The following is a 17,401-nucleotide window of genomic DNA, read 5'->3' on the forward strand; positions in this document are numbered from 1 at the left end:
CGCCATCAGCCGTGAAAGTGCAGCTGCACCCAGGGCTCGCGCCCTTGCTGTCGGTAAACATGAAAGCGGCTAAAACCCGCATAGGGGACCGACAGGCGAGTCATCGCCCCCATCGGCATGCCCAGCCAGTGGCAGATCATCACGCGAATAACCGCGCCATGCACCACCAGTAATATCGACTCACCGGCATGGCGCTCGGCAATCTCGTCCAGCGCTCGACAAACCCGCTGACTGAAGTCCGCCATATTCTCGCCATTGGGGGGACTCGCCTCATCGGGCGACTCCCAGAAACGCCGCCACACTTCGGGGTCTCGCTGCTGCGCCTCACTGTGAGGCAGCCCCTCCCAATCACCGAAATGAATTTCTCTGAGCGCGTCTTCAATGGCCAGAGGAACACCCTTCTCCCCCGCCAGCGATTCTGCAAACCTCGCGCAGCGCTGCAGCGGGGAGGAAATAATCCGGTCCCAATGGGCATCCTCGACGGTGGCAACCTTGCCACTCATCTGCGCCCAACCTTCCTCGCTGAGCGCCACATCGGTACTGCCACGGAAAATTTCTCCGCCCTCACAGGCGCCATGACGAAGTAAATCTATACGACTGCGCTGTACGCTCATCAATCATTGCCGCGGCTGACGCCAGCCTGCTCAAAGCTGGCCATTTCATTCTGTAACAGACAGGCAGTCTGCATGACTGGCAGGGCCACCGCAGCCCCGCTGCCCTCACCCAGTCGAAGATCGAGCTCGAGCAGAGGCTCTGCATCCATTTTATTGAGCAGACGTTTATGACCAGGCTCAGCGGAACAGTGAGAGAAAAACAGCCAGGGGCGAATACTCGGGTTCACTTTCACGGCAGAGATGGCTGCGGCGGTACAGATATAACCATCGACCAGAACAGCAACGCCATTCTGTGCAGCGCGAATGTAAGCACCCACTAACGCGCAAATTTCAAAGCCGCCGATACGGCGCAGAGTTTCCACACCATCTTTCATATGCGGCAAATGGCGTGACATGGCGCGGGTGACGACGGCCGCTTTTTTCGCCATGCCCTGCTCGTTTATCCCGGTACCACGCCCTACCATGGCCGTAGCCGACAAGCGCGTATGAGCCACCGCGAGCGCCGCCGCAGACGTACTGTTGGCGATCCCCATCTCGCCCCCGAGGAAGATATTGATGTCGTCGGCGCCATCCAATGTATCGCGCCCGACATCAAACGCTTCCAGGCACTGCTCCCGAGTCATTGCTTCCGTCACACACATATTCTGCGTGCCGGCACCCACTCGACGATCGACCACATTGGGCAAGTCTTCGATTGCATAGACGGTGCCGACATTGACCACCGAAAACTGCGCCTTCAGTTGCTTGGCCAATACACTGATGGCGGCGCCACCGTTGGCAAAGTTGCGCACCATCTCCGCCGTTACCAGCTGAGGGTAGGCAGATACGCCTTCGGCTGCGACGCCGTGGTCACCGGCAAACACCGCAATGAGTGGCTTGTCGACGCGGGGCGTCAATGTTCCCTGCAACGCCGAGAGCTGCACCGCCACATCTTCAAGGCGGCCCAGCGATCCTTTTGGCTTGGTAAGATTGTCCTGACGCGCCTGCGCCTGCTCACGCAGCGCCTCATCCGGCTCGCGCGCCGGCTCCAGATACCACTCTGTCACAATTCATCCTTTTATTGATTAATGAGGCGCTTTCAGCACCTGCTCCAACCCGGCCGTTACTAGCACCACTCTCTCGGACACTGCCGCCAGCTCCTGATGAAGCCGCCCGGCCTCATCCACAAAACGGCGCGATAATGCCCCCATTGGCACGACACCTTGTCCCACTTCATTGCTGACCAGAATAAGCTGCCCCGGCGCCCGCTGTATGCCATATAAAAACTCGGCCCTGACCCGCTGCCACAGCGCATCGTCATCTTTCATCAGCCAGTTGCTCAACCACAGCGTGAGACAGTCCACCAGCACACAGGACTCGTCGCTGGCATGGGCCGCTATCGCATCGGCAAGTTGCTCGGGAGCCTCTATCGTTTTCCAGCCACCACCTTCGCGCTGCTGGCGATGATGGGCGATTCGCTCAGCCATTTCCGAATCACCGGCTGTTGCCGTCGCGATGTACACCAGCGTTTTACCACTGGCGACAGCCCTGGCCTCGGCAAGACGACTCTTACCGGAGCGCGCACCACCCAAATACAGTTCCAGCACCCTGACTCCTTATGATTTTATGCCGCCGGCTGCCCGCGCTGTGTAAGTCACGTATACTCCGCGAGAATCGTGGGGCGTCGCGTTTGACGCACTATTCTACAAGACAGCAGTAAGCAGAGGGAAATATGGGCCACCGCTTATCCAAGATTTACACCCGCACAGGCGACGACGGCACCACAGGGCTCGGCGACGGGTCGCGGATCGACAAAGATCATGCGTGCATGGAAGCCATTGGCACTGTCGACGAGCTGAACTCTCAAATCGGGGTGTTAATTACCGAGCTGGAATCTGGCGACAACAGCATCGGACTGTTGTCGCGCATCCAGCACGACCTGTTTGATCTCGGTGGAGAACTTTCCATACCCGGTTACACCTTGGTGAGTGCCGAGCGCATCGGCGAGCTGGAAGCCTCGCTAGACACCATGAACGACGACCTGCCGCCACTGAAGAATTTCATTCTGCCCGGCGGCAGCAAGGCCGCCGCGCATTGTCACCTCGCCCGCGCCATCTGTCGTCGAGCAGAGCGCGCTGTGGTAACCCTGAGCCGCGACAATGAGGTGAACGATACCACCCGCCAATATCTGAATCGGCTGTCAGACTTGCTGTTTGTGATGGCTCGGCTACTGGCAAGGCGCGGAGATGGAGAAGAGGTGCTTTGGCTGCCTGCGGATCAGCGCAAATAAGCCCGGATTACGGCCACAATCTCGCAGCGCCTCTCACGCCGCTGCTATCTCCAAAACGATTGGCTCGAAGCTGGGTGCGGCAGTGATCACTGAACACCCAGTGCATCCATAGCTCTGGCACCCGCTGATACAGGCAGGGGATATTCGATAGACCGCCACCGAGCACAATGACCTCGGGGTCGAAGATATTGATAACCTGCGCCAGCGCTCTGGCCAAGTCGTGACAGTAGTGCTCCAGCGAGCGACAAGAAACCCCGTCACCCCGCTCAGCGGCCGCTACCAGCTCAGGCACGGAAGTCAGCGTGCCGCCGAATTGCCGATAGGTTTGCAGCAGGCCCGCACCGCAAAGATGAGTTTCAATACAGTCGCGACGGCCGCAATAACACAAGCGCTGCTCGTCGGTTTCACTGAGGCGATTGTGCCCCCACTCCCCGGCAATCCCGTTGCCCCCTGAAAGCAATTGGCTGCGAAATACCAAACCGCCGCCAACGCCTGTCCCCAGGATGGCACCAAACACCGACTCAGCCCCTTCGGCCGCACCATCTGTTGCTTCTGACAATGCAAAGCAGTTGGCATCATTGGCAAGGCGCAGCTCACGCCCCAACACCTTTTCAAGATCCCGCTGCAGCGGCCGGCCGTTTAGGCAAAGGGTGTTACTGTTTCGCATCAGCCCCGTTTCCGCAGAGAGGCTGCCCGGCGTACCAATCCCTATATTCGCAGAAACAGCGAACGCCCGTTCCAGCTTACGTACCAGCTGCCCGATGGTCTCGAGAATGGCCTCGTAGGAATGACTTGGGGTCGGGACGCGCTCACGATGCAGTAAGTCACCTTGCGCATCCATCAGCACGGCTTCTATTTTGGTGCCGCCCAAGTCAATGCCAAGACGCATCAGAACAACTGCATCAGCGCCATGACAGCAATCCAGCAAAGCAGACTGCGCGAGAGCATTTGCTGAACGCATTGCAATTCTTTCGCCGCGTTCTGCGTAAACTGTCCGTCGTCAGTGTGAGCTGTGCATGGCAGCGACAGACAACCCAACGCATCCAGATAGTCCTCAGCGGGCAAGTCTGACATCAGGCTCTCCCGCCACTTTCTGAAACTGCCATCAAAATCCCCCACCAGCGCAAATGCGAAACCCAGCAGGCGCACTGGAATCCATTCGGCATAATAAAGCCACAGTTTCGCTTGATCCCTCTCTTCCTGATCGAAGCTGTCGTGACGACTGGCGATAAAAAGTAAACGGTACAACAAGGCGACCGCGGGACCGAGAGCGAAGAACCAGAATACCGCAGCAAACCAGCGCTCGAAGCCCTGATAGAAGACCGCCTTACGCACAGCGCTATGCAATTCTTCCGCATTTTCAGCGCCGCTGTCACAAAGCTCCGGGCTGAACTGCTGGGCATGAAGGTACGCGCCCTCCAGGTCCCCTCGCTGCCAACTGTTCAAATATAGACGCAGCCGGGTTTGGAAATCGCCACGCCCCAAGCTGTACAACAATATGAGCACCGACAGCAAAAAGAATGGCAGACCGAATAACAGGGGACCCAGCAGCCAGAGAATAACGGCGACAAGCAGCGCCGGCGCCGCCAGAAAAATCACCAAACGCAGGCGCACAGTTTGCACATAGCGAAGCACCCGCCTGAACTGCGCGATCCAGTCATCTTTCTGTACTACCACCCCACTGCCCCAGAACTGAACGGCAGCCCAGGCAATAAGAATCGCAAAAAACTCCATAGTGTTATCCGTGATCAAGGCGATTGTCTGCCTAAATTGATATCAGGCTCTTGTAATAAACCCAGTCAAACGCCGGACCGGGGTCCGTTTTTCGTCCTGGCGCGATGTCACTGTGCCCGGTGATGCGTTCCGGCACAAGCCCCGGAAACCGCCTCAACATCGCCTGGGTGACAGCGGCCAGCTCTCGATACTGTGCGTCAGTATACGGTCGAAAATCTTCTCCCTCCAACTCGATGCCGATGCTGAAATCATTACAGTTTTCTCGCCCATCAAAGCACGAAACGCCCGCATGCCACGCACGATCCAAAAGAGAAACAAACTGAAAACAGTCGCCATTACGATCAATAAACAGGTGGGCAGACACCTGAACTCCAGTCAATTCCTCCAGCTGCGGATGCGAGTAACAGTCAAGTTCGTTGCAGAAGAAAGCCTGGACACAACCGGTACCAAACTGGCCTGGTGGCAGACTGATATTGTGGATCACCAGCAAGCTGATATCGTTGCTGTCAGGGCGTGGGTTAAAGTTGTCGCTGGGACAGCGGCGTGCGTGAGAAAACCAGCCGAGATTATCGATAAGATACATGGGGAGTCCTGAATCGCTGGCTAGAGTGTATCAGGCCGACGAGAAACAGGGGAGCCTTGGCACAGGCGCGATATCCAGCTTAGCTTAGCGGCTTGTCGTCCATATCCCGAAGGTTACTGATCACCGACTCCAGGGCACGATCAAACATGCGGTCATCATCAATCATCAGCAAGTGGCCATCGCTCACCGCCTCCAGCAGGCTGTCGCGATTATACTCGGCGACCTTGATACCCGCGCGATTAACGAAGATGTACCGCCCAATACCATTGATGACCGCCGCCAGACGACAGCGGAGCATTTTGCCATCATCCTGACGCAAGTCGACCCAATTACCCACACGCAAGGAATCAAGCAAAGATGGGTCAACCGAGGCCGCAGCAGCCTGAGATTTTCCAGTAACGGCCTCGCCCGACACCGGCAGGGAATGCGGCATGGGCTCGTCCAGCTCCCGGGCCAGTGCCGCATCAAGGTCTTCTAAATCTACGTCATCTGCAGTCGACGGCGCGTTTTGCTGGGGCGCATCATCAGGTATCTTGGGTTTGCGATTTAGCTTCGCCATATGCAGGCGCTCAAGCTGCTCAAACCACTGGCCTGTTTCAAAGGCATTCAGCGAGACGCGGTTGAAGCCCAGTCGCAGTGTTTCTACCAGCACGGGTAGCGCGGTAATCAGCTCGTTGCGATGCCCGACATCGTCATTGGCGGCGACGCTCCACAACAGGCGATCAACGAACTCCACTTCGTCCTTGAAACGAGGACTTTCCGGTCCGGCCTGGACATAGCTGAGAAACAGAACCTTGGACCAGCCCTCTTTGAGAATACGCTCGACAGCGACGGGATAATTACCGCCAGCCAGTTTCTCGTCCAGCAGGCCGGCGATGTAGCCCCGGGCCGCCTGGGCCGTCGCACGACCGCCTTCCGCACTAACGGTGCGCTGCGCAACCAGCTCGGCCCGACGCTGCGCTTTTTCCTGGAACTTGCTGAACTCGCTCAGAACATCCACAAACACCTGAGTGTCTACACCGAAATCACCCAGCACCCGGAGGACGACGTCCTCAACCTTGCGGTACAGAGGGTCTTTTTCCGGAGCAGCGACCGGCGCCCAGCCGATGCTGGCACTCATGATCGCACTGAGCAACTTACGCGCAGGATGCTCCTCGCGGCTGAAAAAGCTCTTGTCCAGCATCGCCATCTTCAAAATGGGAATCTGAAGCTGTGCCATCAAGCCTTTAAGAGGGTCTGCCAGTCCATCACCTTCCAGCATGTACTGAAATAAGGTGCCCACGAGATGGATAGTGTCTCGATCACGCTCTACCGAAAGCGCCGAAGCGTCGCCCGGCGCGACACGACCGACCTGCTTGAGTCGGGACACCAGTTTCTGAGTCACCAGCTGATAGGCATCCCCGTCATCATTCGCCGCATCGCGGTTCTTCAAATGACTGAACTGCTCATTCTGAATGTCCTGCAAAGCCACCATTAGCGACGGCTTGGAAAGCGTCGCCGCCTCCTGAGTACTACCATTGCTGGTCAGCAAGGCTTCCAGCTCATCGATCAACTGGGTAACGCGTTCGTCAGTAGACGCTTTTTGGGCATTCTCAGATTTGACGCCGTCTACACGCTTATCGGCCGGTTTCGGCTTTTGGGTGAGCGCATCAAGAGACAGCCCCTGTGATTCCAGCACCGGAACCAATACTGCAAACAGTTCGTCAAAACGGGAAATGATCTGGGCATCAAACAGCTTGAAGAGAACCAGACGCGCCTTGAGATCAATATTCAGCTCACTGCATGCCTGCCCCAGTGCCTTGGCAATTTGCGCGGGCCCCAACGGCAGCTCTGTTGCCGTTACTGCGTCTCCGCCCAAGCTTTGCTGCCAGGCTGCCGAAAGTTGCCAAAGCTCCTTCAGATAGCGCCGCTCGGCCTTTTTGGCCATACCTTCGATGGCAACCAACTCTTCCAGCGCATCGGATTCGAGCAACTTGAGCTTGGCCACTCCCTGAGATTCGGCAGCAAACTGGCCGCCGGGAATCTGCGATTGGAAATTCTTTTTGAAAAGCTGGGAAAAATTCTGCTCGACTTGCTGCCGGTGAATGCGAATTTCCCGCATGGAGTCGAAATAGAGGTGCTGTTCTTTTGCACTGGAGGCCTCGTCGGCCAGCTCAAACAGGGTGTCGTCGACGTCATCCAGCAAACTGGTAAGACGCTCGGTGAGGAACAGGCTGCTTTTTTCCTGTAAAGCTGCGATCACCGGAGGCAACGGCCTTGCCGCCTCCTGCTGCCTCGCGCCTGCAAGTTTCGCGCGAATATCGACAATTTTCTCTGACTTATCAGCCATACTGACCCGCCACCGATTACCCTTCTATGCTGCATACGTGGCCCAAACTCACCGGGCGTGACTATTCTTTCCCTTTCTGAACGCTTCGTCATCACCCGCTCAGCGAGCCTGACAAAGGCTTCGGCCTCCCGCCTATACATCACACATTTATACCAGAGTGCAATTGCGCTTGTAAGTAGCGATTTTCCCATACATTCCCCTGAACGCTACACGCCTAGCACCGAACTTGCTAAACTCGCGCGCCTCAGTGCTTTCCCTGTGTGAGCGATTAGTGTCCATTTTACTCACTACGCGCATATGACAATCCAAAGGCCGACGCTGACGTTATAGCAGCCGGTCAGCGCGAACAGCCAGCGGGGGAAACTACTTAGGGCATATACGGGTTCTGTGCCGTTGTGCAATCGACATTAAAATAGTAGCGCTATACAAACAAGTATTATCGGAAAGGTGCCGCACCGCGATGGAATTTTCTGAACATTTGAGCAACGACCGCAAAGCCACAGTGCGCGCGGCACTGAACGAAGATATTGGCTCCGGAGATATCACCGCTATGCTCATCTCCGAAAAAGAGTACGCCAGCGCTAAAATCATCAGCAGGGAAAGCGCCATTGTCTGCGGACGTGACTGGGTTGACGAAGTTTTCCGCCAAGTTGATAACTCCGTCACAGTTCACTGGTTCGTCGCCGATGGACAGAAAGTCGCTCCGGATACCGTCCTCTTCGAACTGAGAGGCCCGGCACGCGCACTGCTCACTGGCGAGCGCAGCGCTCTCAACTTCCTGCAACTACTCTCCGGCACAGCAACGACCTGCCGCGAGTACGCCGATATTGTGGCGCACACCAAGGTCAAACTGCTGGACACACGAAAAACCATCCCGGGCCTGAGAACAGCCCAAAAATACGCGGTCACCTGCGGCGGCTGCCACAACCACCGAATCGGTCTCTACGACGCCTTCCTTATTAAGGAAAACCACATTGCGGCCTGCGGCGGGATCGACAAAGCGGTGCAGCGCGCCCGTGACATCGCTCCGGACAAACCGGTAGAAGTGGAAGTGGAAACGCTGGCGGAACTGGACACCGCACTGGCAGCCAACGCCGACATCATCATGCTGGATAACTTCTCGCTGTCGGATATGCGAAAAGGCGTGGAAGTGACGGACGGACAGGCAAAACTGGAAGCCTCGGGCAATGTCAGCAAAGAAACCTTGGCTGCGATTGCGGAAACCGGCGTGGACTACATCTCGATTGGCGCGCTGACAAAGCATGCGCGAGCGATTGACCTGTCAATGCGACTGGCGCGGTAGCTCTATTAAAAACGGGCATTAAGAAGCGTTTTCCCATGTACGCGGGAGATATCGGCTTTTCTCATGCCAAAAATTCAGTTCAAACTCCTCTCCCATAAGCCCTCTGTAATAGTCGTCAACTGTTGCAAGCCAATATGCGCAGGATAGTGCCACCAAAAAAGACATGCTTGAAATTAGTAATGATACGCGCCGATCACGACTAATCCCCGAATATCCAAGCAGCGGAACTTGGCTATATCTACCCAACAAAAGCCCTGTTAGGATAACACCTACTACCTGTCCCACAGGCATAGTAAAGACAGCGCTGTATTGAGCGTTCACAACAATAGCTACAAATGATGCTAGCAATACAGCACTGTAAACATCTCGACTCTTTTTTATTTTCTTCCCCAAGCTGACGACAAACGCAACCAACAAGGCGTAAAGGGAAACTGCCAATGGGAGCCCATACTCATAGGCAACTTGAAGGAAATGCTGATGCGGGTGAGCGGGAAGAGAAGGAGGAAGCCCTTCGCCTTTAGCGAAAGAATAAGCGCCATAACCAAGAAACGGCCTCTCGAAAATAGCATTTACTGTTGCAGACCAAATAGCTGTTCGGTTATCTACAAGCACATTCGCCCGCGCCGAAAGCCCTACCATATCCTTCTGTTCAAAAAACAGCCTATCGAACGCTTCGAAAAGAAGAAACCCCAAGAGGCCACCACCCAAAAGACAAATGAGGATTCGCCGAAACGCAGCAAACTCGATTAGAACATATAAAGCTGCCACACCCGCTAACATCGACAGCCAAATACCGCGCCCAGCGGTCACGATCACAACAAACACCAACGCACACAAAGCAAAGAAATATAAAGCTCGCCGCCAGCCACTCCCCTCTGCGACGGAAAATGCTAGCAATAAAACAATACCAACTTGAAAATGATTAACAAAACGAGCATGAGAGGCATAAGAGAACACTTCCTTCCAGCTAAAATCTACCCCCGAATTTTTAAATGCTACTGCACATACAAACACCAAAATCATCGAAAAAATACAACACAAAGAGATCCCCACCTCCCAAAATCTGCCTCCAACTGTAGCCCCCAACACATAAAAAACGGTCAGCAAAGGAAGCAACATTAGTAGGTAAGATATGTGTTTAATATATCCGTTCATCATAAAAAACCCTTTGAATAAAAGGGTAAAAAACAGAACGGCAAAAAAAAGAAATACCAGGCGATAACTTAGTTTGAGCAATAGAAAAAAAGCTGACAGACATGAAAATGCCATAACTGCCACTCTCTGCGCATCAATGCCCCCTAGCAAGGTAAAACCAAGAAAATAATGTGCAAAGAACGTGGCGAAAATGGCAGCGGCAAACAACACTGCCAAAGGCCTTCCATTTATTGCGTATACAAACCTCACCACACCACCCCTTTGACCGAGAATTCACACCAAAAAAAAACCAGCCCGTATTGGGCTGGTTTTTCAGCTTACAGCGTAGAAGCTGCTATCAGGTAGCCCGGCAGTTTTGCGGAACATATTTGTTAAGGGTGTTACTACTGATAACGCAATCCCACTGAACACCGGCATCCTCGTTGTACGTTGGAGTAAACGTCAGGGAGCCCGCATCCAAATCAGTAACATTGGTGTCTTTGATAGCAATAGTAATCACACCATTATTACCGACTGTAACAGACTCGACATAAGTGGAACTGATATCGGTGGCCGTAGCGCTGAGCCCAACTTTGACGTTGGTATTGCAATCAGCCGCATCGCCTGCAGCCGATATCAAGCACTCTGAAACCGAACTTTTAGCAGCCGCACCGAAGCCAATCGCTTCTGACATTTTAGCCCTAACGGTATAGTCCTGATACGCAGGCAGCGCCACCGCAGCCAAAATACCGATGATCGCTACCACGATCATCAGTTCGATAAGGGTAAAACCCTGTTGTGCTTTTTTCATGATCTTCTCCAATGAGTCATTTCAAAAGGCCTATGCCTATCGGGTTGCTTTCAAAGACTATGCCAACTCTACCCGCCAAGCTATTTCACTTGATAGTGAGCACCAAAGCACAAAACATCCGCCAACACTGACAAAATTGGTCAACCCCAAACTCTGCAACCGACAAATATCGTCACTCACGCTCCCATTCGCCGCTACGAGAATTACGGTGTTGCTTAGTCTGTGCCTCTGCCATAATGGTCAGCAAACAGACAACGGAATATGGCGAACCTTTGATGAACAGCTCCCCTCCCCTCACCGGCCTCGCTCGTCGCTTAGTTTTTGATGGCTTGCTTGAGGAAGAAGCTGTGCGCAAAGCTCAAGATTCTGCCAAGAAGGATAAAAGGAGCCTCGTCGCTCAGCTTGTCACAAGTAAATTGGCAGATGGTTTAACACTCGCGCAAATAGCTTCTGACGAATTTGGCATTCCTTTTCTTGATCTTCGTGCCTACAACTTGGACTTGGCTCCACGCAAAATTGTGGACAACAAGTTGATTCAAAGTCACAGAGCACTTCCACTATGGCAACGCGGTAAGCGCCTATTTGTGGGCATGTCGGACCCCACAAACCTCCATGCTCTAGACCAGATCAAGTTCCACACGAATCTGAGTACCGAACCGGTTATTGTCGAAGAAAGTGCGCTCAACCAGGCCATTGAGAAATATATGGCGTCTCAGGAGGAGTCGCTGACCGACAGTTTGGGCGATATGGATGACCTCGATCTGGACAACCTGGATGTTGAGGCCGTCGATGAGGATGCCGCTGCTAATGGGGATGCCAGCGGCGCCGATGAAGCCCCCGTTGTAAAGTTTGTAAACAAGGTACTGCTAGACGCGATTCGCGGTGGCGCGTCGGACATTCACTTTGAGCCCTATGAAAAAATGTACCGGGTTCGCTTTCGTACCGACGGGATTTTGCAGGAAATCGCCCGCCCGCCGGCATCACTCGGCTTCCGACTCGCGGCGCGCCTCAAAGTGATGTCGCAGATGGATATCTCAGAGAGACGCGTGCCACAGGATGGGCGGATCAAGATGAAGCTGTCCAAAACCCGTGCTATCGACTTTCGGGTTAACACGCTCCCCACCCTTTGGGGTGAAAAGGTCGTACTGCGGATACTGGATCCATCGTCTGCACAGATGGGCATCGATGCCTTGGGCTATGAACCCGAACAGAAAGAGATGTACCTCTCAGCGCTGAATCAACCACAAGGCATGATTCTGGTTACCGGCCCCACTGGCTCAGGTAAAACCGTGTCGCTGTATACCGGCCTGAATATCCTGAATACGCCCGAGCTGAACATTTCTACGGCGGAAGATCCGGTTGAAATTAACCTTGAGGGTATCAACCAGGTTCACGTGAACACCAAAGTGGGACTGGGTTTTGCCGAGGCCCTGCGTTCCTTTCTTCGCCAAGACCCCGACATCATCATGGTGGGGGAGATTCGAGACTTGGAAACGGCGGAAATCGGTATTAAAGCAGCGCAAACCGGTCATTTGGTACTGTCCACCCTGCACACCAACAGCGCCCCAGAAACGCTGACACGACTGCTGAACATGGGGGTTCCCGCATTCAACGTTGCGACCTCGGTCAGTCTGATCATCGCTCAGCGATTAGCCCGACGATTGTGTAAGGAATGCGCCGTACCCGCCGACATCCCCCACGAGACACTGCGTGAGGAAGGCTTTAGTGAGGAATTGCTGGAGTCAGCCTCTATTATGGAGGCCGTGGGTTGTGAACGTTGCAATAACGGTTACAAAGGCCGGGTGGGGATTTACGAAGTCGTTCGCATCACCCCGGATATTTCCCGTATTATCATGGAAAATGGCAACTCATTGCAGATCGCCGAACAGGCGCAAAAGGAAGGCTTTAACAACCTCCGCCAATCAGCATTGAAAAAGTGCGCCCAGGGCATCACCAGCTTGAGTGAAGTCAACCGCGTTACCAAAGACTAAGCGACAATAGAGATTACGATGGCCGCAAAAAATAAAGATGCCGTTTTTGTCTGGCAAGGCACCGACAAGCAAGGCCGCAAAACCCGTGGGGAGATGACCTCATCGACACCAGCACTGGTAAAGGCACAGCTTCGCAAGCAGGGTATTGCCGCCAAGTCCGTCAAGCGCAAACCCAAACCCCTGTTTTCGTCAAAGAAGGCAATCAAACCCGCCGACATCGCCATTTTCACTCGCCAGATGGCGACGATGCTGAAAGCTGGTGTACCGCTTGTCCAAAGTTTTGACATTGTCGCCGAAGGTGCGGGCAACCCGACGATGACCGAGCTGATCAATGACATTCGCAATGATGTCGCCGCGGGCGGCGGCTTCGCTGCAGCCTGCGCCAAGCATCCCAAGTACTTCGATAATCTGTTTTGCAGCTTGGTCGATTCCGGCGAGCAATCCGGTACGCTCGAGCTGATGCTGGACCGCGTGGCAACCTACAAGGAAAAAACAGAGGCCTTGAAAGCCAAGATAAAAAAGGCGCTGACTTACCCGATTGCCGTTATTGTAGTGGCCGTCGTAGTCACCGCGATCCTGCTGATAAAGGTCGTTCCCCAGTTTGCGGAAACCTTCCAAAGCTTTGGTTCAGACCTGCCTGCCTTTACTAAATTGGTCGTCAGTATGTCGGAGTGGATGCAGGCCAACTGGTTTATTTTATTCGGCGCCATCGGCTTGGCGGTAGCCGCTTTTGGTCAAGCGAGGCGACGCTCACAGGCCTTCTCTGACTGGGTCGACAAAATCTCACTGAAAATTCCGGCGATTGGCGACATTGTATACAACGCAGTAATAGCGCGTTTTTCACGCACACTCGCCACCACTTTCGGCGCCGGTGTGCCGCTGGTGGACGCGCTCAATTCCGTGGCAGGCGCGGCAGGCAATGCCGTTTACAACAAAGCCATCATCCAGATTCGCGATGACGTCACCACCGGCCAGACACTGTACTCCGCCATTCGCTTCACCAACCTTTTCCCCACCATGCTGTTGCAAATGGTGTCGATCGGCGAAGAATCGGGGTCTCTGGATGAGATGCTCGACAAGGTGGCTACGCACTATGAAGAAGCCGTCGACAATGCGGTGGATTCACTGACGTCGCTACTGGAGCCCTTCATCATGTCGATACTGGGTGTACTGGTAGGCGGCCTGATGATTGCAATGTACCTGCCCATCTTCATGCTGGGCTCCGCCATCTAACACTTCTGTGGCGGCATGACATTGCCGCCCGAGTTCGGAATCGAATCCATGTCAGCTCTTATGTATCTGGACAGTAATCCATGGCTCGCGTTATGCCTGCTCGGCATTTTCAGCCTGCTGTTGGGTAGTTTTTTCAATGTGGTAATTTATCGCCTGCCCAAGATGATGGAGGCACACTGGAAGCACGAGTGCCAGCTGATTCTCGAACAGGAACCAACATCTCCACCTGAAAGCTTTAATCTGGCCCTGCCGAACTCTCATTGCCCGCAATGCGGCGCAGCCGTCAAAGCCTGGCAAAATATCCCTGTTCTCAGCTATATCTTGCTGCGCGGCCGCTGCGCCTCCTGCCAAAACAAGATTGGACTCCGCTACCCCGCGGTTGAGCTGGCAACCGCCGCTCTTGCCGTGTTCACGGCACTTCAGTTCGGATTCACCTGGCAAGCATTGGCGGTCATCCTGTTTAGCTGGCTGCTACTGATTATGAGCATCATTGATATCGACCATCAGTTGTTGCCCGACAGCCTCACATTGCCGCTGTTATGGCTCGGTCTGGCCTACAACAGCCTCAGTGGCAGCGTTTTATTAATGGATGCCGTGTGGGGCGCCATTGCCGGCTACCTCTCACTGTGGTCTGTGTACTGGCTGTTTAAACTAATCACCGGCAAGGAAGGCATGGGATTCGGAGACTTCAAGCTACTCGCTGCCCTAGGCGCCTGGCTGGGTTGGCAGATGTTGCCGGTGATTATTCTACTGTCATCCGTCGTGGGCGCGGTATTGGGAATAACCTTGCTCAGCCTTCAGGGCAAAGGCCGTAACACCAGCATCCCCTTTGGCCCCTATCTGGCAGCAGCCGGCTGGATCGCCATGTTTTGGGGCCAGGATATCCTCGGCGCGTATATGGGCTTTGCAGGCCTGTAATCTCAAAGGAAACAGCAGTATTTATGAGCAAGGTCATTATCGGTCTGAGTGGTGGTATCGGCAGTGGTAAAACCGCGGTATCTGACCGTTTCGCGGAAAAGGGTATTGACGTCATTGACGCCGATGTCATCGCACGCGTTGTGGTCGAACCCGGCACCGAAGCACTGACAAAAATTCGAGAGCATTTTGGCGACGGCATCCTCGACAGTGATGGGCAGCTTCGCCGTGCCGAGCTACGCAAACGCATTTTCAGTAACCCCGACGAGAAACAATGGCTGGAAGCGCTGCTGCATCCGCTTATTGCCGAGGAAACGTTGCGACAGCTCGGCAATATTCAAAGTGCCTACGGCCTGTACGTCTCTCCCCTTCTCGTAGAGGGAGGTCAGAAGGCCCTGTGCGACCGATTACTCGTGGTCGATGTGCCGGAAGCGGTGCAGCTTGAACGAACCATGGCGCGTGATGACAATGAACGCGCACAGGTGGAGCGCATAATGGCCAGTCAGGCCAGCCGGGAACAGCGGCTGGCGGCCGCTGATGATATTCTGGACAACAGCCAAGCCATCGACACACTCGATGCTCGCGTTGAAGAACTTCACCGGAAATACTTACAGCTGGCGCAGGAGAAAGCCAATCGTGGCTAAGCTTACCCAATCAAACCGTCCGGCCGTAGCCTGCCCGAATTGCGGGACAGCTCAACAGTGGGACAGCCGTAACCCCTTTCGTCCTTTTTGCTCGGAACAATGCAAGAACCGCGACTTCATTGCCTGGTCGAATGAAGAACACAGCATTCCGGGACAAGCGGACTATGAAGATATTCTTAGCGGGGATCTAGAAATGGCCCCGGAACGGGAGTAATCAAGCGCCCTGAATGGCCTCTACAATAGCGTCGTTGGCTTTCGGGAATGCATAGTCATTCAGGTCCGCCACATCGATCCAACGCAGTGGCTGTCCTTCTTTGCCCGTGGGCACTCCCTGAAACTGACGCACCCAGCAGACTTCCAGCCGCACCGCCTTGTCGCCGTAATCATGTTCAATCGTCATCAGCGGCTCACAGCGTTCCGGGGCGACATCAATCCCCAGCTCCTCATGTAACTCACGAACTAAAGCCTGAGCGAGAGTTTCTCCCTCTTCAATCTTTCCACCGGGAAATTCCCACAGCCCGCCCTGATGGCGTTGCTCTGCGCGTCGGGCAATGAGTATGCGATGCTCGTCATCACACACCACGCCAACAGCGACTCTCACTAAGGCTTTAGCTTCGGTACTCGGCATTAATTTTGACGTAATCGTAGGAAAAATCGGTGGTCCACACGGTTTCAGCCACATCGCCCCGACCGAGATCAATGGCGATGACAATCTCTTCCTGCTTCATCACCGCCGCGCCCGCTTCCTCAGTATAGGACGCAGCCCGACCGCCTTTGTCGGCAATCAATACATCGCCCAGATGAACCTGTACGCCGCTGACATCCAGACCCTCAATGCCTGCGCGACCAATCGCGGCCAGAATGCGCCCCCAATTCGGGTCGCTGGCAAATAGCGCCGTCTTAACCAGCGGCGATTCAGCAACCGTATAGGCCACCTTCAATGCTTCTTCACTGGACTTGGCGCCGCAGACAGCCACTTCCACAAACTTGGTTGCCCCCTCGCCATCACGCACAATCGCCTGCGCCAAATCGAGAAAGACTTCGTTGATCAAATCCGTCATGGCAGCCAGCAATTCAGGCTCACGTTCTGATATCTCGACACCCGATGCACCGCTTGCCACCAGCATGCAGGCATCGTTGGTGGAGGTATCGCCATCAACGGTAATGCGATTAAAAGACTGCTCCGCCGCGTCGCTAACAAGGCGTTGCAGCAGAGTTTGCGCGATAACCGCATCGCAAGCCACATAGCCCAACATGGTCGCCATATTGGGTTTAATCATGCCCGCGCCTTTGGAGATACCGGTGACGGTAATGGTCTTACCCTGCCATTCGAACTGACGGGAGCATGCCTTGGGGCGGGTGTCGGTCGTCATGATACCGCTGGCTGCATCAGACCAATGCTCGGCAGACAAATCAGCCAGCGCTGCGGGCAGGGCCGCGATAATTTTATCGACGGGCAAGGGCTCGCCAATCACACCGGTAGAAAACGGCAACACCTGCTCAGTCGGACAGCCGGCCAAATCAGCTAGCGCCGAGCAGCACTGCTTGGCAGCCTCAAGCCCTGAAGGCCCGGTACCGGCATTGGCATTGCCGGTATTTACCAGCCAGTAGCGTGCACCGGACTGCTGAAGATGGGACTTGGCTATCGTCACCGGCGCAGCGCAGAACGCGTTCTTGGTAAACACGCCAGCAACCGTGCTGCCCTCGGCAAGCTCAAACACCACCACATCTTTGCGACCGGCTTTCTTGATTCCCGCACTGGCGATACCAATGCGCACGCCATCAACCGGGTGCAACACGCCAAAGTCACCAGACCCTACCGCCATGCTTTGCTACTCCTT

18 protein-coding genes are annotated in these 17,401 nt (G+C 54.7%); 7 read left to right on the plus strand and 11 right to left on the minus strand.

Going from position 1 to position 17,401, the window contains the following annotated elements:
* Nucleotides 1–5: 5 nt before the first annotated feature.
* From cobC to cobU, 3 genes are read right to left on the minus strand one after another with little or no spacing between them, the layout of a single operon-like run.
* On the minus strand, nt 6–614 hold the full coding sequence (gene cobC, locus G411_RS0112465; protein ID WP_022959549.1) for an alpha-ribazole phosphatase: 609 nt from the start codon (nt 612–614) through the stop codon (nt 6–8).
* Complete coding sequence (gene cobT / locus G411_RS0112470) at nt 614–1,660, minus strand: nicotinate-nucleotide--dimethylbenzimidazole phosphoribosyltransferase (protein WP_022959550.1); 1,047 nt, start codon at nt 1,658–1,660, stop codon at nt 614–616. The genes cobC and cobT overlap by 1 nt, the downstream gene beginning before the upstream one ends.
* An 18-nt stretch (nt 1,661–1,678) precedes the next feature.
* Nucleotides 1,679–2,200, minus strand: a complete 522-nt coding sequence (gene cobU / locus G411_RS0112475) for a bifunctional adenosylcobinamide kinase/adenosylcobinamide-phosphate guanylyltransferase (RefSeq protein ID WP_022959551.1) — start codon at nt 2,198–2,200, stop codon at nt 1,679–1,681.
* A gap of 125 nt (nt 2,201–2,325) precedes the next feature.
* On the opposite strand from cobU, the gene G411_RS0112480 reads away from it, so the two are divergent.
* On the plus strand, nt 2,326–2,883 hold the full coding sequence (locus G411_RS0112480; RefSeq protein ID WP_022959552.1) for a cob(I)yrinic acid a,c-diamide adenosyltransferase: 558 nt from the start codon (nt 2,326–2,328) through the stop codon (nt 2,881–2,883).
* A 7-nt stretch (nt 2,884–2,890) separates the two neighbouring features.
* Here the strand turns inward: G411_RS0112480 and G411_RS0112485 are convergent, their stop codons facing one another.
* The 4 genes from G411_RS0112485 to G411_RS0112500 form a co-directional block, all read right to left on the minus strand.
* On the minus strand, nt 2,891–3,772 hold the full coding sequence (locus G411_RS0112485; RefSeq protein WP_022959553.1) for an ROK family protein: 882 nt from the start codon (nt 3,770–3,772) through the stop codon (nt 2,891–2,893).
* Nucleotides 3,772–4,617 (minus strand): regulatory signaling modulator protein AmpE, encoded by an 846-nt coding sequence (gene ampE, locus G411_RS0112490; protein ID WP_022959554.1) that lies wholly within the window; start codon nt 4,615–4,617, stop codon nt 3,772–3,774. Before ampE ends, G411_RS0112485 begins: the two co-directional genes overlap by 1 nt.
* Before the next feature lie 31 nt (nt 4,618–4,648).
* Nucleotides 4,649–5,200, minus strand: coding sequence for a 1,6-anhydro-N-acetylmuramyl-L-alanine amidase AmpD (gene ampD / locus G411_RS0112495; protein WP_022959555.1), 552 nt, complete (start codon nt 5,198–5,200; stop codon nt 4,649–4,651).
* A 79-nt stretch (nt 5,201–5,279) separates the two neighbouring features.
* Entirely contained in the window at nt 5,280–7,529 is a 2,250-nt protein-coding gene (locus tag G411_RS0112500) for a DUF1631 domain-containing protein (RefSeq protein WP_022959556.1), read from the minus strand.
* A 460-nt stretch (nt 7,530–7,989) separates the two neighbouring features.
* Here G411_RS0112500 and nadC point away from each other — a divergent pair, with 460 nt between their 5' ends.
* On the plus strand, nt 7,990–8,832 hold the full coding sequence (nadC, locus tag G411_RS0112505; protein WP_022959557.1) for a carboxylating nicotinate-nucleotide diphosphorylase: 843 nt from the start codon (nt 7,990–7,992) through the stop codon (nt 8,830–8,832).
* Nucleotides 8,833–8,850: 18 nt separating this feature from the next.
* Here the strand turns inward: nadC and G411_RS0112510 are convergent, their stop codons facing one another.
* Both G411_RS0112510 and G411_RS22525 read right to left on the minus strand, forming a co-directional pair.
* On the minus strand, nt 8,851–10,197 hold the full coding sequence (locus G411_RS0112510) for an O-antigen ligase family protein (RefSeq protein WP_022959558.1): 1,347 nt from the start codon (nt 10,195–10,197) through the stop codon (nt 8,851–8,853).
* A 127-nt stretch (nt 10,198–10,324) separates the two neighbouring features.
* Complete coding sequence (locus G411_RS22525) at nt 10,325–10,777, minus strand: pilin (RefSeq protein WP_037509334.1); 453 nt, start codon at nt 10,775–10,777, stop codon at nt 10,325–10,327.
* Between the two features lie 275 nt (nt 10,778–11,052).
* On the opposite strand from G411_RS22525, the gene pilB reads away from it, so the two are divergent.
* Genes pilB through G411_RS0112540 form a run of 5 tightly spaced genes read left to right on the plus strand, consistent with a single transcriptional unit; the run spans nt 11,053 to nt 15,774 of the window.
* Complete coding sequence (pilB, locus tag G411_RS0112520) at nt 11,053–12,768, plus strand: type IV-A pilus assembly ATPase PilB (protein ID WP_022959560.1); 1,716 nt, start codon at nt 11,053–11,055, stop codon at nt 12,766–12,768.
* An 18-nt stretch (nt 12,769–12,786) separates the two neighbouring features.
* On the plus strand, nt 12,787–14,001 hold the full coding sequence (locus G411_RS0112525) for a type II secretion system F family protein (RefSeq protein ID WP_022959561.1): 1,215 nt from the start codon (nt 12,787–12,789) through the stop codon (nt 13,999–14,001).
* A 48-nt stretch (nt 14,002–14,049) separates the two neighbouring features.
* Entirely contained in the window at nt 14,050–14,919 is an 870-nt protein-coding gene (locus G411_RS0112530; protein ID WP_028968407.1) for a prepilin peptidase, read from the plus strand.
* 23 nt (nt 14,920–14,942) lie between these two features.
* Nucleotides 14,943–15,560 carry a dephospho-CoA kinase gene (gene coaE / locus G411_RS0112535; RefSeq protein ID WP_022959563.1) on the plus strand — a complete coding sequence of 206 codons (618 nt, stop codon included), beginning with the start codon at nt 14,943–14,945 and terminating at the stop codon, nt 15,558–15,560.
* Nucleotides 15,553–15,774, plus strand: coding sequence for a DNA gyrase inhibitor YacG (locus tag G411_RS0112540; protein WP_022959564.1), 222 nt, complete (start codon nt 15,553–15,555; stop codon nt 15,772–15,774). The genes coaE and G411_RS0112540 overlap by 8 nt, the downstream gene beginning before the upstream one ends.
* Here G411_RS0112540 and mutT read toward each other — a convergent pair whose 3' ends face one another.
* Both mutT and argJ read right to left on the minus strand, forming a co-directional pair.
* The gene (mutT, locus tag G411_RS0112545) at nt 15,775–16,188 is read right to left on the minus strand and encodes an 8-oxo-dGTP diphosphatase MutT (RefSeq protein ID WP_028968408.1); all 414 of its coding nucleotides are present in this window, start codon (nt 16,186–16,188) and stop codon (nt 15,775–15,777) included. It lies immediately after the preceding gene.
* Nucleotides 16,169–17,386: a bifunctional glutamate N-acetyltransferase/amino-acid acetyltransferase ArgJ gene (argJ, locus tag G411_RS0112550; protein WP_022959566.1), complete on the minus strand. Its 1,218-nt coding sequence runs from the start codon at nt 17,384–17,386 to the stop codon at nt 16,169–16,171. The genes mutT and argJ overlap by 20 nt, the downstream gene beginning before the upstream one ends.
* Nucleotides 17,387–17,401 lie beyond the last annotated feature (15 nt).

Source organism: Spongiibacter tropicus DSM 19543, from assembly GCF_000420325.1.
Lineage (GTDB): Bacteria > Pseudomonadota > Gammaproteobacteria > Pseudomonadales > Spongiibacteraceae > Spongiibacter > Spongiibacter tropicus.